The organism is Nocardia sp. CA-084685 (genome assembly GCF_050955785.1).
Classification (GTDB): domain Bacteria; phylum Actinomycetota; class Actinomycetes; order Mycobacteriales; family Mycobacteriaceae; genus Nocardia.
The window spans coordinates 3,970,507-3,986,632 of the sequence record NZ_CP192094.1; the positions used below are offsets into that span (position 1 = coordinate 3,970,507).

The 16,126-nt window shown below is 67.2% G+C and carries 3 protein-coding genes; all 3 read left to right on the plus strand.

The window, feature by feature from the left end; all coding sequences use genetic code 11:
• Window positions 1–19 precede the first annotated feature (19 nt).
• The 3 genes from ACQP2U_RS17880 to ACQP2U_RS17890 all read left to right on the plus strand — a co-directional run bounded on the left by ACQP2U_RS17880 (window position 20) and on the right by ACQP2U_RS17890 (window position 16,110).
• Entirely contained in the window at window positions 20–5,737 is a 5,718-nt protein-coding gene (locus tag ACQP2U_RS17880; protein WP_433715688.1) for a type I polyketide synthase, read from the plus strand.
• A 5-nt stretch (window positions 5,738–5,742) separates the two neighbouring features.
• On the plus strand, window positions 5,743–11,424 hold the full coding sequence (locus ACQP2U_RS17885; protein ID WP_433715689.1) for a type I polyketide synthase: 5,682 nt from the start codon (window positions 5,743–5,745) through the stop codon (window positions 11,422–11,424).
• Between the two features lie 153 nt (window positions 11,425–11,577).
• Entirely contained in the window at window positions 11,578–16,110 is a 4,533-nt protein-coding gene (locus ACQP2U_RS17890) for a type I polyketide synthase (protein ID WP_433715690.1), read from the plus strand.
• Window positions 16,111–16,126: the final 16 nt, after the last annotated feature.

The following is a 16,126-nucleotide window of genomic DNA, read 5'->3' on the forward strand; positions in this document are numbered from 1 at the left end:
CGCCCCGAAAAGGAAAGCCATGGACAACGACAAGTACCTCGACTACCTGAGGCGCTCCGGGCTGGAGTTGCGCAATCTGCGGCGGCGACTCCAAGAGGTCGAGCAACAGGGCCGCGAGCCCGTGGCGATCGTGGGTGTGGGCTGCCGTTTTCCTGGTGGCGTTCAGTCGCGGAAAGCATTGTGGGAGTTGGTGGCCGAAGGTCGCGACGTAATCGGCGAGTTCCCGCGCGATCGAGGCTGGGATGTCGACGGACTGTTCGACCCGGATCCGGAGGTGCGCGGCAAGTCCTACGCCCGCGCCGGTGGGTTCCTCTACGACGCCGGTGATTTCGATGCCGGATTCTTCGGTATCGGGCCGCGTGAGGCGCTGGCGATGGATCCGCAACAACGGTTGCTGCTCGAGGTCGCCTGGGAGGCACTCGAGGACGCCCGCATCGATCCGATGTCGTTGCGGGGCAGCGATACCGGGGTGTTCGCCGGGGTCATGTACCACGACTACGTATTCGCCGCCGCCACCAGCGACCGCAGCGCCGAGCTCGAGGGCTACCTGAGCGCGGGCGGTGGAGGCAGCGTGGTGTCGGGGCGCATCGCCTATTCCCTCGGCTTGGTCGGACCGGCGATCTCGGTGGATACGGCGTGTTCGTCGTCACTGGTGACCCTGCATCAGGCATGCGCAGCCTTGCGCATGGGTGAATGCGGACTGGCATTGGCCGGTGGCGTGACTGTGCTGGCGACACCCGCGATGTTCCTGGAGTTTTCGCGTCAGCGTGGTCTGGCACCGGACGGCCGGTGTAAGTCGTTCGCGGCGGCGGCCGATGGTGTGTCCTGGGGTGAAGGTGTCGGCATGTTGGTCCTGGAGCGTTTGTCGGATGCTCGGGCTAGGGGGCATCGGGTTTTGGGTGTGGTTCGTGGGAGTGCGGTGAATCAGGATGGTGCGTCGAATGGTTTGACGGCGCCGAATGGTCCGTCGCAGGAGCGGGTGGTTCGGGCGGCGTTGGCGAGTGCGGGTTTGACGGCTGCTGATGTGGATCTGGTTGAAGGGCACGGCACCGGTACGGCGCTGGGTGATCCGATTGAGGCGCAGGCGTTGTTGGCGACGTATGGGCAGGGTCGGAGTGGGCCGGTGTGGTTGGGGTCGGTCAAGTCGAATTTGGGTCATACGCAGGCGGCTGCGGGTGTGGCTGGGGTGATCAAGGTGGTGGAGGCGATGCGGCGTGGGGTGATGCCGCGCAGTCTTCATGTGGATGCGCCGTCGCCGCATGTGGATTGGGATTCCGGTGGTGTGCGGTTGTTGACGGAGGCTCGGTTGTGGGAGTCGGTGGGTCGGCCGCGGCGGGCTGGGGTGTCGTCGTTTGGGATCAGTGGGACGAATGCGCATGTGATCGTGGAGGAAGCCCCTGCGGAGTTGGTGTCGCCGGTAGTTGGGGCCGGGTTGGTGTCGCCGGTAGTTGGAGACAGGTTGGTGTCGCCGGTAGCTGCGGGCGGGTGGGTGTCGCAGTCGGGAACTCGGCGGGCATCGCAGGCGGGCACCGAATCGCCGCAGCTGGAACCGGGGACGGAGTCGCTGCTGCTGGAACCGGGGACCGGGTGGGTGCTGCCGCAAGCGGATACTGGATCGCCGTTGCGGGCTGGGGTGGGGTTGGCGGTGGTGCCGTGGTTGATTTCTGGGCGTTCTGCTGAGGCTGTTGTGGCGCAGGCGGATCGGTTGTCGGTGTTGGGGGATGGGGTGTTGTCGGGGGAGGTCTCGGTGTTGGATGTGGGGTTTTCGTTGGCGACGACGCGGGCGCATTTGTCGTGGCGGGCTGCGGTGTTGGATCGGTCGGAGTTGGGTGGGGTGGTGCCGCGGCGTGTGGTTGGCGGTAAGACGGTGTTGGTGTTTCCGGGGCAGGGTGCGCAGTACGCGGGGATGGGCCGCGAGTTGTTCGAGGCATTCCCGGTGTTCGCGGATGCGGTGCGTGAGATTTGCGATCCGGCATGGCTTTTCGCGCCGGAAACAGACCTGGATCGTACGGATAATACGCAGTTGGGTGTGTTCGCGGTCGAGGTGGCGTTGGCGAGGTTGCTCGAGTCGTGGGGTGTGGTGCCGGATTTGGTAATCGGGCATTCGGTCGGTGAGATCACCGCTGCACACGTGGCGGGGGTGTTGTCGCTCGAGGATGCGGTGAATTTGGTGACTGCTCGTGGGCGTTTGATGGCGGCGTTGCCGGCGGGTGGGGCGATGCTGGCGGTTGAGGTGGATGCTGGCGAGAAGATCGACGTGGTCGGCAAAGTCGGTGTGGTCGTCGCGAGCAGCGTGGTAGGTGAGAGCGCTGTGGTCGGTGAGAGCGCTGTGGTCGGCAAAGTCGGCGTGGTGGTCGAGAGCGGTGTGGTCGGTGTGCTCGGTGACTTGCCGGAGGGGGTTTCGGTCGCGGCGATCAATGCTCCGGGGTCGGTGGTGGTATCGGGTCCGGAGGCGGGTATTGCTGAACTCGAGGCGCGCTGGGCCGACCGGCGCACCCGCCGTCTGAGGGTCAGTCACGCATTCCACTCGGCGTTGATGGACCCCATGCTCGACGAATTCGCCACGGTATGCGCGGAACTCGCGTGGCAGCAGCCCCGTATCCCGATCGCGTCGAATGTGACCGGTCGGCTCGAGGCGGACCTGATGGCGGATCCGGGGTATTGGGTGCGCCACGTGCGTGAGCCGGTGCGGTTCGCCGACGGCATCGCCGCGCTCCGGCAGGCCGGTGGCACCCGGTTCCTCGAGGTAGGGCCGGATGCGGTTTTTTCAGCCGCTGTCGACGGACTGGCCGCCCAGCGGCGTGGCCGCGCGCAGGTAGCGACGCTTGTGCGCTTTGTGGCGGATGCGCACTGCCATGGCGCCGATGTCGATTGGGCGAAGTTCTATGCCGGAACCGGTGCCAGGCAGGTTGACTTGCCTACGTATGCGTTTCAACGCCAACGCTACTGGCTGTCTCCGTCGTCAACCATCGGCGACGTCGGGGGGCTTGGCCTGGAACGTGTCGATCACCCGCTGTTGTCGACGATGGTGTCGTTGGTCGGGTCCGGTGAGCGTGTCGTGACCGGTCGTTTGTCGGTGGTGTCGCAGCCTTGGCTCGCTGATCATGTGGTGTTCGGTTCGGTACTGCTGCCTGGTACGGGTCTGGTGGAGTTGGTGTCGGCGGCGGGCCGGTTGGTGGGCTGTCCTGGCATCGAGGAGTTGGTGCTCGAATCGCCGCTGGTCTTCGATGCCGGGGTGGCGGTAGCGGTCCAGGTCGAGATCGCCGCACCGGACGAGCGCGGCCACTGCGCCGTCGTGGTCCATTCGAGGCCCGATATCGACGGCGAACCAACCTCCTGGACCCGGCACGCCGTCGGCTCTATCGCACCGGCTGATCCCGTGGGAATGCCACTGCCGGAATCGCAGTGGCCTGCGGCGGATGCGAAACCGGTGCCGATCTCGAATCTATACGCCGAGCTGGCCGACCTCGGATACGAGTACGGTCCCGCCTTCCAGGGCGTGCGCGCCGCATGGCACCGCGACGACGAGATCATGCTCGAAATCACGCTGCCGTCAGGGATCGATGCGTCGGGGTTCGCCATCCATCCCGCGTTGTTCGACGCGGCGTTCCATGTCGCGATCGCACGCGCCGGGGATCGGATTCAGCCGGGAAAGGTACTGCTGCCGTTCGTATTTCGGAATATCCAAGCGCACCGCGCCGGACTGGCCGCGGTTCGTGTGACCATGCGCGTCGGCGCGGAAGGCATGCGTGAGCTGACCGCCACCGACGAGCACAACCGCCTGGTGTGGACGATGGGTGCGCTCGACTCTCGCCCGGCGGACGCCGGTGCGCTGCGCTCTGCCGGTGCCGCCGACATCCTTTTGACACCCACATGGGAGCAGATATCGCTTCCGGCGGAATCCGATCGGCCGACTCCGGTGGTGGCACTTCTCGGTGACGCGGTTGTCGAAGGCGCCATCGAGGTGCAAGGCAAGTACGCCGGGCTCGCCGAGCTTGTGGCCGCGGTCGACGGCGGCGCCGTATGGCCACCGGTGGTAGTGTGCGCCGCGCCACGCGGTGGCACCGACGCTCATCCCGAAGGCGTGCGCGCGGGCGCCGCGTCGATGCTGCGACTCCTGCATACCTGGCTCGCCGAACCACGTACGGCGAGTTCGCGATTGGTGGTGACAACTCGGGGTGTGGCGGGCGTCGACGAGAACGAATCTGCCGATCTCGTCGGCGCGGCGGTGTCGGGTCTGCTACGCAGCGCGCAGGCTGAGTATCCAGGCAGGTTCCTGAGCGTCGACCTGACCGGGCCCGATCGTGTCGATTGGCCCGCGCTGCTCGCGACCGTCGAGCCACGGCTCGCGGTGCGCGGCGGTACGGTTTATGCCCAGCGGTTGACCAAGACCGCCACACGAGACGCTCCGCCATCGTTCGGCGACGGCACGGTCCTGATCACCGGCGGGACCGGTGGGTTGGGTGCGGTCCTGGCTCGGCACCTCGTCGCCGAGCACGGCGTGCGGAGCTTGGTGCTGGTATCGCGCCGGGGACCGGCTGCCGACGGTGTCGCCGACCTGCGGACCGAACTCGAAAACCGCGGTGCCACTGTCGATGTCGTCGCAGCCGACGTTGCGGAACGAGCGGCTGTCGAGGAGTTGATCGGATCCATACCTCGGCTGACCGCGGTCGTGCATGCCGCGGGTGTCCTGGCCGATGCGACGATCGAATCGCTCACCGTCGATCAGCTCGACCGGGTCATGCGGCCCAAAGTGGATGCGGCGCTGCACCTGCACGAGGCAACCAGAGAATGCGGGTTGTCGGCGTTCGTCCTGTTCTCGTCCGCGGCACCGCTGCTAGGCGGGGCGGGACAGGGCAATTACGCGGCGGCGAACTCGGTGCTCGACGAGCTCGCGCGCAGCCGCCGCGCACAAGGGCTGCCGGGCATTTCGCTCGCATGGGGGCTGTGGGACCGAACCGCGGGCATGGCCGGGGCGGCCGACGCGGCGACATTCACGCGACTCGCCAGGGTGATCCGGGATCGGCTCGGACTGCACGCCATGACCATTGCCGAGGGGCTGGCTTTGTTCGACGCCGCAATCGCGACCGGCGAGCCGGTGGTCGCGCCGGTGAAGCTCGATTTTCCCGGGCTGCGCGCGAGCGCGCGTGCGGGTCGGTTGCATTCCATGTTGCACCGGCTGATCAACGTCTCCTCGACCGCGGCCGGCGACCTCTTGGCAACGGCTTCGCTCACCAAGGACTTGGCGCCACTGACCGGCGAGCAGCGGCACGAGTATGTCCTCGACCTGGTCCGATCGCGGACCGCCACTGCTCTCGGCCATCCCGGTCCCGAAGCGGTCGATCCCGAATTATCGTTCCAGGACCTCGGGTTCGACTCGCTGGCAGGCATAGAACTCCGCAACAGCCTCGCCCATGCCACCGGGATCACCTTGTCCGCCACGGTTGTCTTCGACTACCCGACGCCGGCCGCGATCGCGACGTATCTGCTGGATCAGCTGGTCACGGAACCGAACAGCGCCGATACCACCGTGAGCGACGACGAGCTCCGACGGGCGCTGCGCACTGTTCCGCTCGATCGGATACGCAAGGCCGGGCTCGCCGACCTCATCGCCGACCTCGCTGCCGATACCGCGGCGTCGGCCGACACCGCCGATGAGTCGCAGGCCGATGCCGCCGCGATCGCGGATATGGACGCCGCCCAATTGATCGAACTCGCCTCTCGATACGGAAGCTGACCGTGATGAACGCACAGGATCCGCTTGTCGAAGCGCTCAGGAAGTCGATCACCGAAGCCGAACGGCTCCGCGCCGAGAATCGTGAACTCGCCGCGACGTTGAGTGAACCGATCGCGATCGTCGGTATCGGGTGTCGTTTTCCGGGCGGCGTCGAGTCGCGGGACGCACTGTGGGAATTGGTGGCCGAAGGCCGCGACGTCGTCGGCGAGTTCCCGATCGATCGCGGCTGGGACGCGCGGTTGTTCGATCCGGACCCGGAATCGCGCGGCAGGTCCTACACCCGCTTCGGCGCATTCCTCGACGAGCCCGGCGGCTTCGATGCCGGATTCTTCGGGATCGGGCCGCGTGAGGCGCTGGCGATGGATCCGCAACAACGGTTGCTGCTCGAGGTCGCCTGGGAGGCACTCGAGGACGCCCGCATCGATCCGATGTCGTTGCGGGGCAGCGATACCGGCGTATTCGCGGGTGTTATGTACCACGACTACGGGTTCGCCGCCGCGACCAGCGACCACCGCGACGAGCTCGAGGGGTATCTGAGTTCGGGCGGGATGGCGAGCGTCGTCTCTGGGCGGGTCGCGTATTCGCTGGGGTTGGTCGGTCCGGCGGTCTCGGTGGACACCGCGTGCTCCTCCTCGCTGGTCGCGATCCATCAAGCGTGTCAGTCCCTGCGGGCGCGCGACTGCGGCATGGCTCTCGCGGGCGGCGTGACCGTATTGGCGACACCGGCTGTGTTCGTGGAGTTTTCGCGTCAGCGTGGTTTGTCGCGGGATGGTCGGTGTAAGTCGTTTGCGGAGTCGGCTGATGGTGTGGGTTGGGGTGAGGGTGCGGGTGTGTTGGTGTTGGAGCGTTTGTCGGATGCTCGGGCTAATGGTCATCGGGTTTTGGGTGTGGTTCGTGGGAGTGCGGTGAATCAGGATGGTGCGTCGAATGGTTTGACGGCGCCGAATGGTCCGTCGCAGGAGCGGGTGGTTCGGGCGGCATTGGCTAATGCGGGGCTGAGTGTGGCTGATGTGGATGTGGTGGAGGGGCATGGGACTGGTACGCGGTTGGGTGATCCGATTGAGGCGCAGGCGTTGTTGGCGACGTATGGGCAGGGTCGGAGTGGGCCGGTGTGGTTGGGGTCGGTCAAGTCGAATTTGGGTCATACGCAGGCGGCTGCGGGTGTGGCTGGGGTGATCAAGGTGGTGGAGGCGATGCGGCGTGGGGTGATGCCGCGCAGTCTTCATGTGGATGCGCCGTCGCCGCATGTGGATTGGGATTCCGGTGGTGTGCGGTTGTTGACGGAGGCTCGGTTGTGGGAGTCGGTGGGTCGGCCGCGGCGTGCTGGGGTGTCGTCGTTTGGGATCAGTGGGACGAATGCGCATCTGATCGTGGAGGAAGCCCCTGCGGAAGTCGTGTCGCCGGAAGCGGGAGACGGGTTGGTGTCGCCGGTAGTTGGGGGCGGGTTGGTGTCGCCGGAGGTTGGGGCCGGGTTGGTGTCGCCGGTAGTTGGAGACGGGTTGGCTTCGCCGGAAGCTGGGGGGAGCGCGGCGTCGCATGCGGGGGCTCGGCGGGCGCCGCGGGCGGGGACCGAATCGCCGCTGCTGGAATCGGGGACGGAGTCGCTGTTGCTGGAGGTCGGGACGGGGTTGGTGTCGTGGCGAGCGGATGCTGGATCGCCGTTGTGGGCTGGGGTGGGGTTGGCGGTGGTGCCGTGGTTGATTTCTGGGCGTTCTGCTGAGGCTGTTGTGGCGCAGGCGGATCGACTGTCGGTGTTGGGGGAGATCTCAGCGTTGGATGTCGGGTTTTCGTTGGCGACGACGCGGGCGCATTTGCCGTGGCGGGCGGCGGTACTGGAGGGCACCGAACTGGGTGGGGTGACACCGCGACGGATAGTCGGCGGTAAGACGGTGTTCGTGTTTCCGGGCCAGGGTGCGCAGTACACGGGAATGGGCCGCGAGTTGTTCGACACATTCCCGGTGTTCGCGGATGCGGTGCGTGAGATTTGCGATCCGGCATGGCTTTTCGCGTCCGACACTGACTTGGATCGTACGGATAATACGCAGTTGGGTGTGTTCGCGGTCGAGGTGGCGTTGGCGAGGTTGCTCGAGTCGTGGGGTGTGGTGCCGGATTTGGTAATCGGGCATTCGGTCGGTGAGATCACCGCTGCACACGTGGCGGGGGTGTTGTCGCTCGAGGATGCGGTGCGTTTGGTGACTGCTCGTGGCCGGTTGATGGCGGCGTTGCCGGCGGGTGGGGCGATGCTGGCAGTGGAGATTGATGCGGTCGGGAAATACGACGAAATCGACGCGGTTGGAAATTTCGGCGAGGTCGGCGACTTGCCGGATGGGGTTTCGATTGCCGCCATCAACGCGCCGGGGTCGGTCGTGGTATCAGGTCCGGAGGCGGGCATCGCCGAACTACAGGCGCGCTGGTCGGATCGCCGCACCCGCCGCCTGATCGTGAGTCACGCATTCCATTCGGTATTGATGGAACCGATGCTCGACGAATTCCGTCGAATTATCGCGGATTTGAGATTTCAGCGGCCACGGATCCCGGTCGCGTCGAATGTGACCGGTGAGCTCGAGTCGGAGTTGTTGGCGGACCCAGGGTATTGGGTGCGCCACGTGCGTGAGCCGGTCCGGTTCGCCGACGGCATCGCCGCGAGTCGGGCGGCCGGTGGGTCGCGGTTCCTCGAGGTCGGTCCTGATGCGGTCCTCGCAGGACTGATCGATGCGGACTGCGTCATCGCGACTCAGCGTCGCGGGCGCGATCAAGTCGAAACCCTCGTTCGTGCGGTCGCCGAAGCGCACTGCGCTGGTGTCGATGTCGACTGGTCACGCTTCTACGCCGGAACCGGCGCCCGCACAGTGGACCTGCCAACGTATCCGTTTCAGCGGCAACGCTATTGGCTTTCCCCCGCCGCGACAATCGCGGACGCACGCAGCTTCGGCCTCGGCCGGATCCCTCATCCGATCCTACGGGCCACGGTGGAGATGCCCAGCGGCGAGATGGTTTTCACGGGCCGCCTGTCTGCTGCCGAGCAACCGTGGCTGCGTGATCACGCGGTATTCGGGTCGGTACTGCTGCCCGGTGCCGGTCTGGTCGAACTGGTGTCGGCGGCGGCGCGGGCGGCGGGCGGCACGCGGGTACCGGAAATCGTGCTCGAAGAGCCGTTGCTGGTCGAGCAGGGCGTAGTGGTGCGGGTGGTTGTCGGTCCCGAATCGGGGCAACGGTCGGTCGCGGTGTACTCACGCCCGGACGATGGCGAGCTCGCGGGATGGGTGCGACATGCGACGGGTGTGGTGACGACGGCACCGGCTCCGACGCCGGGGGAGCCGGACGTGTGGCCGCCGGTCGGCGCCGAACCGATGGATGTGGCCGATGGGTATGCGCGACTGGCCGCGCTCGGCTACGGGTATGGTCCAGCTTTCCGTGGCGTGCAACGAGTTTGGCGCCTAGACGAGGATGAGCTGTACGCGGAGGTCGAGATCCCGTCCGGTGCGGGTGTCGAACTGTCCGGGTTCGGCGTGCATCCGGCGTTGCTCGATGCGGCACTGCACGCGTGGGCGGTTACCGAGGCGGCGAAGTCGTCGGAAGCGTCCGATGGTGGCTTGGTCTGGTTGCCTTTCTCGTTCGAAGGCGTATCGGTATGGGGGGAAGCCACGTCGTCGCGGCTTCGGGTGCGGCTGCGCCGAGTGGAGGATCGGCTGGCGGTGGCTGTCGCCGACGCTGCGGGCAGGCCGATCCTCACCATCGACGCCGTCACGATCGTCGGAGTGACCCGCCAGCAGCTTGCCTCCACTGTCGGCGGTCGCGAGTCGATATACGGCGTCGACTGGGTACCCGTGGTCGGTGGCGTCGGGGTGTCCGGCACGGTATGGGGGATCGGCGGTCCGGTCGAACTCGGCGTCGGCGTGCGGTGGTTCGACGATGTGCAGGCGGTGGTGACCGCGTTGGCCGAGGGCGCTCGCGCACCGTCGGCGGTGGTGGTGTCGTGTGCTGGGCTGGCCGATGCCCCAACGGTGGCCGATCGGGCACGTGCGCTGGCGGCGACAGTGCTGCTCCTGCTTCAAGATTGGGTGGCAGGCGGGCCGAGAGCGCCGTTGGTGATCGTGACCCAGGGTGCGATCGCGACGGGCGCCGATGAGATGGTGCCGGGTATCGCCGAGGCCCCGGTGTGGGGCATGGTGCGCAGCGCGCAACTCGAGTTTCCCGGCCGGTTCGTGCTGGTGGACGTCGACCGCAACGACGACGTCGGGCGGGTGTGGCCGGTCGCGGCCGCGGGTGCGGAGTCCCAACTCGCGGTCCGGGACGGACGAGTGCTCGCGCCACGGCTGATACCCATCGAGCCGAGCGAGAGAGCATCTGCCTGGGATCGCATGGGCTCGGTACTGATCACCGGCGGTGGCGGCGCACTCGGTGCGGAGGTGGCGCGCTACCTGGTCATCGAGCGCGAAATGCGTTGCGTAGTAATGGTCGGGCGCCGCGGTGCCGCGGTCGACGGCGCGGTCGAATTGACCGCCGAATTGACCGCGGCGGGTGCGCGCGTGGAGTGGGTGGCATGCGATGTGACTGACCGGGCGTCGGTCGCGAGCGCGCTCGCCGCCGTCCCCGCGCAGCATCCGCTGACCGCTGTCGTGCACGCGGCCGGTGTGCTCGACGACGGCGTCCTCACATCGCTGACGCCGGAACGTCTGGACGCGGTGCTGGCACCCAAGGTGGCAGGCGCCTGGCATCTGCACGAGCTGACCCAGGACATGCCCCTGGCCGGTTTCGTGGTGTTCTCGTCGGTCGCGGGCCTCATCGGCGCCCCAGGACAGGCGAACTACGCGGCGGGCAACGTATTCCTGGACGCGCTCGCCGCCCATCGGCAGGCACAGGGACTGGCCGCGACATCGGTGGCGTGGGGACTCTGGGATCTAGCCGGTGGGATGGCCGGGGACCTGGAGACAAGCGACCGTGCGCGGCTGCGGCGGGGCGGGCTCGTCGCGATGACGTCGGCGCAGGCGCTCGCCCAGTGGGACGCAGCACTGACCGCGGACCGCGCGGCCGTCGCGGTGGCGCAACTGGACCGTCCCGGCATGCGAGCGCAGGCGGCGGCCATGGGTTTCGTCCCGCCGATCCTGCGGACGCTGGTGCGCGCGCCCGCATCGGGTGCGGTGGACGGCGCGGCGGCAGCCGAGGCGGCAAGCGCGCTGGCGGCGCGGTTGGCGGGTCTGTCCGACGACGAGCGGTTGCGGGTGCTGTCGGAACTGGTGCGCACACACGTTGCCGCGGTGCTCGGCCACCCCGGCCCCGAGGCGGTCGATCCGGACCTCAGCTTCCAGGATCTCGGCTTCGATTCCCTTGCCGCGGTAGAACTTCGCAACCGCCTGTCCCAGGCAACCGGTATCACCCTCCCGGCGACCGTCGCCTTCGACCATCCGACACCGACCTCGGTGGCGCGGCATTTCCAAATGTCGCTGCCGATTTGGGAAACCGCCGAGTTCGATTTCGCGGCGCGGATCGACGAAATCGAAAGCGCACTCGCCGAATTCGACAGCGACAGCCGCGAGCATATCGACGCGATCAAGCGAATACGGCAGTTGACCGCACGATTCGACAGCGCGCGAACGGCGACCGTTCCGTCCAGCGACGACGAACTGTTCGCATTCATCGATAGCGACCTCGGACTCGGTGACGAAGGGCGGGACGCTATGGGCTGAAATCGACTGGAATACCAAGGCTGCACGGCTTTTCGTAGTCGTCACCGATGGCGGCATTCGGCCTGGACGCGCAGGTCGGGGTCGTGCAGTATGACAAAAGTGGTGAACCGAATTGCATGATTCACCGTCGATCGACCGCTCCGAAAGGAAATCATGACTGCGAGCGAGGACAGGCTGCGGCATTACCTCAGGAAAGTCACGGTGGATTTGCAGGAGTCTCGTCGCCGTCTCGCCGAAGTCGAAGAACGATCGCGTGAGCCGATCGCCGTTATCGCCATGGGTTGCCGGTATCCGGGCGGGGTGCAGACACCGGACGACATGTGGGAACTGGTCTCGTCCGGGGTCGACGCGATCGGCCCGTACCCGAGCGATCGCGGCTGGGAGTCGATGCACGAGGTCATCTCGACCAAGTCGAGCGATCTCGAGCAGGGCTATGCGCAGTCGGGTGGATTCATCGCCGATATCGCGGGGTTCGATTCGAACTTCTTCGGCATCTCCCCCAGGGAGGCGCTGCTGATGGATCCGCAGCAGCGCATGCTGCTCGAGGTCACCTGGGAGGCGTTCGAACGCGCCGGCATCCGCGCGAGCGATATCCGCGGCTCGCGAACCGGTGTCTTCATGGGCGCGACCGGTCTCGACTATCTGGCCTCCATCGTGCAGACCGACAACGACATCCTGACCAGCCCGGATCGCGAGCACGCGGCCGCCGACGATCTCGGCCACATCCACGGCGACGACCAAGCGGCGATCCGGTACATCCCCGACGACAGCGACGCGACCCACATGATGACCGGCAGCATGTCGAGCGTGCTGTCCGGTCGGCTGGCCTACGCATTCGGCATGGAAGGCCCCGCGATCACCGTTGATACCGCGTGCTCCTCCTCGCTCGTGGCGATTCATCAAGCGTGCCAGTCGCTTCGGAGCGGGGAATCGAATCTCGCCATCGCGGGCGGGACCATGGTGATGTCCACGCCGATGCTCCTCGGCATGACCCGGCTCGCCGCGGCGCCGGACGGCCGATGTAAGGCATTCGCCGAAGCCGCGGACGGCACCGGCTGGGGCGAGGGGATCGGCATCGTGCTACTCGAGCGCCTGTCCGATGCTCGGCGCAACGGCCATCCGGTCGCCGCTGTGATTCGCGGCAGCGCGATCAACCAGGACGGCGCCTCGAACGGTATGGCAGCGCCGAACGGCGTTGCCCAACAACAGGTTATTCGCGCCGCGCTGGCCAACGCACAGCTGTCCGCCGCCGCTGTCGACGTCGTCGAGGCGCACGGCACCGGCACGGCCCTCGGTGATCCGATCGAAGCGGGGGCACTGCTGGCCGCCTACGGTCCGGCCCGCGAACCGAACCGGCCGCTGTTCCTGGGTTCCATCAAGTCGAATATCGGCCATGCTGGTCCCGCCGCGGGCATCGCGGGTCTGATCAAGCTCGTGATGGCGATCAACCACGGCGTCCTGCCGCCGACCCTGCACGCGCAAGAGCCGTCGTCGCAGATCGACTGGTCGTCGGGCGCGATGCGGCTGCTGACGGAACCGATCGCGTGGCAGGAGGATCGGCCGCGCGTCGGTGCGGTGTCGTCCTTCGGTGTGAGCGGCACGAACGCCCACGTCATCGTCTCCTCGCCGCCGCCAGCGGATATGCCGGAGCCGACGCGCGGCAAGGACGGTGTCGTTGCGTGGGTGGTGTCGGCCAGGACCGCGACCGCACTCGAGACGCAGGCGGTCCGGCTGCAGGACTGGATATCGACGACGAAGGCCGACCCGGTAGACGTCGGATACTCGCTCGCCTCGCGGGCGTCGTTCAAGAACCGCGCGGTGATCATCGGCAGCGCGACGGAGGATCTGACGGCAGGCCTCGACGCGATCCGGACCAGGGCACCGGATCCCCGGGTGGCGCTGGGGGTTTCCCGGAATCGCGGTCCGGCCGTATTCATCTATCCCGGGCACGGGGGCCAGTGGATCGGTATGGGTCGTGAATTGCTGGCGAGCTCCGAGGTATTCGCCAGGTCGATCGCCGAATGCGAAGTGGCACTGCAACCATGGACGGGCTGGTCGGTCAGCGCCGTGCTGCGCGAGGATCCGGGTGCTCCGGCGCTGGAAACGGTCGACGTCGTCCAGCCCGCGCTGTTCGCGATCATGGTAGCGCTCACCGAGTTGTGGAAGTCGTTCGGCGTGGTGCCCGCGGCGGTCGTCGGACACTCACAGGGCGAAGTCGCGGCCGCGTATGTCGCCGGGGCGTTATCGCTCGAGGACGCCGCGAAGATCGTGGCGATCCGCAGCAAATTGCTTGCCACGTTGACCAACGGCACGATGATGGCCGTCGTCGGCTCGACCGGTGCCGAGCTCGAGGAGCGGATCGCCCGCTTCGGCGACGACGTCGCTGTCGCTGTGGTCAATTCGCCCGAGTCCGTGACGCTTTCGGGGGTGCCGACAGCACTCGCGGAACTTGCCGAGGAACTCACCGCACTCGGATCCCGGGTCCGCTACGTGCGTGGTGCGACGGGTGCCGGGCATTCCGCGGCTGTCGACAAGTTCCGCGACGAGGTGCTGGAGCAGTTCGCCGGGATGACCCCGCGCTCGGCCGAAGTGCCGTTCTACTCGACGGTCGTCGGCGACGAGCTCGACACCTCGGCCCTCGACGCGCAGTACTGGTTCCGCAATATGCGCAGCACCGTTCGCTTCGATTCGGCGATGCGTTCGGCGATTCGTGCCGGGTGGCGCACATTCGTCGAACCGGGTCCGCACCCGGTACTGCTGCCCGCCGTCGATCAGGTTGCCAGCGATATGTCGGTCCAGGTGCTGACCGGCGGGACACTACAGCGCGGGCAGGACGGCCTGACACGGTTCTACACCTCGGCCGCCGAACTGTATGTGGAAGGCGTGGCCGTCGACTGGCGCGCCGCGTTCACATCCGGCGGCGCGCACTACCGCCCGGATCTGCCCACCTACCCGTTCCAGCGCCAGCGGTACTGGCTGCCCGACGAATTCGGCGCCGAGCGCCGGCGCACCGGGGCGACCGACAGCAAGTTCTGGAACCTCGTCGAGCGTGGCGATGCGAACGAGTTGGCCGCGCTGCTCGGCAGCGCGGACACCGATGCGCTCGCGCGGGTGTTGCCGCAACTGGCATCCTGGTGGCAGCGCGCGAACCGTGACTCCAGTGCCGACAAGTGTTGCTACCGAATCACATTCGAGCGACTTACCCGGCGTCCACTCGTACCGAAGCGCGGCACCTGGTATGTAGCCGTGCCGGCGGGCGCCGACAACGATCGGGTGGCCGCTGTCGTCGCGGCAGTACGCGAGCACCTGGGTGACGCCCGGCCGATCGAGCTGCCCGTCGACACAACCGGACCGGATATCACCGCGTGCCTGCGTGATTCGCTGACGGCCGAACGGCCCGCCGGAATGCTGTCGCTGCTCGGCCGCGTGCCAGCGACGGTCCGGCTCCTGCGTGGCCTCGACGAGCTCGGATTCGATAGACCGCTCTGGTGTGTGACCACCGCAGCCGTCGCGATCGGACCGGACGATGTGGCGACCGATCCGCAGCAAGCCCGGCTGTGGGGTATGGGCCGGGTCGCCGCGATCGAATTCGCACAGCGCTGGGGCGGATCGGTCGACCTGCCGGAGTCGCTCGATGCCGATGTACTGGGATCGCTGTGCACCATCGTCAGTCACGGCGACGACGACCAGGTCGCGGTGCGCTCCGATGGTGTGTTCGCCCGGCGGGTGCATCGCATCCGGACCTCCGCTGTCGAACGGCCGCGCCCCTGGCATCCGGCTGGAACCGTCCTCGTGACGGGCGCGGTCGGCGAACTCGCCGAGCACGTCGCGCGCCGGCTCACCGATGCGGGCGCACAGCGTGTCCTGCTCGCATCAGGAGCCGACCTGCGCCGGGTGATCGAAGACATCGGCGGCGAACTCACTGCCGTTGTTCACATCGGGAATCCGAATTCGGTTGCGGCACTCGATGATACCGAGCCCGGCGATACCTCCGCGATCGCGGACTTGGACGAACTTCTCGGTGATCGCGATCTCGACGCCTTCGTACTACTCGGGCCCGCCGCAGGTGCATGGGGGGAATCGGGTGGTGCCGCTGCCGCGGTCACCAGCGCCTACGGGGCGGCGGTGGCGCACCGGCGCCGCTCGCGCGGGCTCGCCGCGACGGCGATCGGCTGGGACGCACGGCCGGGCAACGTGATCGGCACCAAACCGATGGATCCCGACACCGCGGTCACCGCCATCCGACACGCCGTCGAATCCGGCGCAGCCGAAGCATTGGTCGCCGAGATCGACTGGGAACAGCCCGAATCCGTATTCGCACATACCCGGGCCGGCGCGATCTTCGCGGACCTGCCCGAATTCCGCCGCTTGCGCTCCCACCGCGAACAGACCGTGCCGGACCAGAGCCCGATGCTCTCGGAACTGTCCGGGCTGTCGAGGGAGGAGCAGCAACGGCTGCTCGTCGAGCTGATCCGCAACGAGATCGCGACGGTGCTGCGCTACGAATCCGCCGACGAGATCGAGGCGACCACCCCGTTCCTCGAACTCGGTATGGACTCGATCTCGGGGCTGCAGATTCGCAAGCGAATCGTCGCGGCAACGGGGCTGGAAATGCCGATCCGCATGATCCTGGAGCACCCGACGCCGGAAGAACTCGCCGGTCACCTCGCGGCGCAGATCGCCTGACGTGGATTACCTTGTC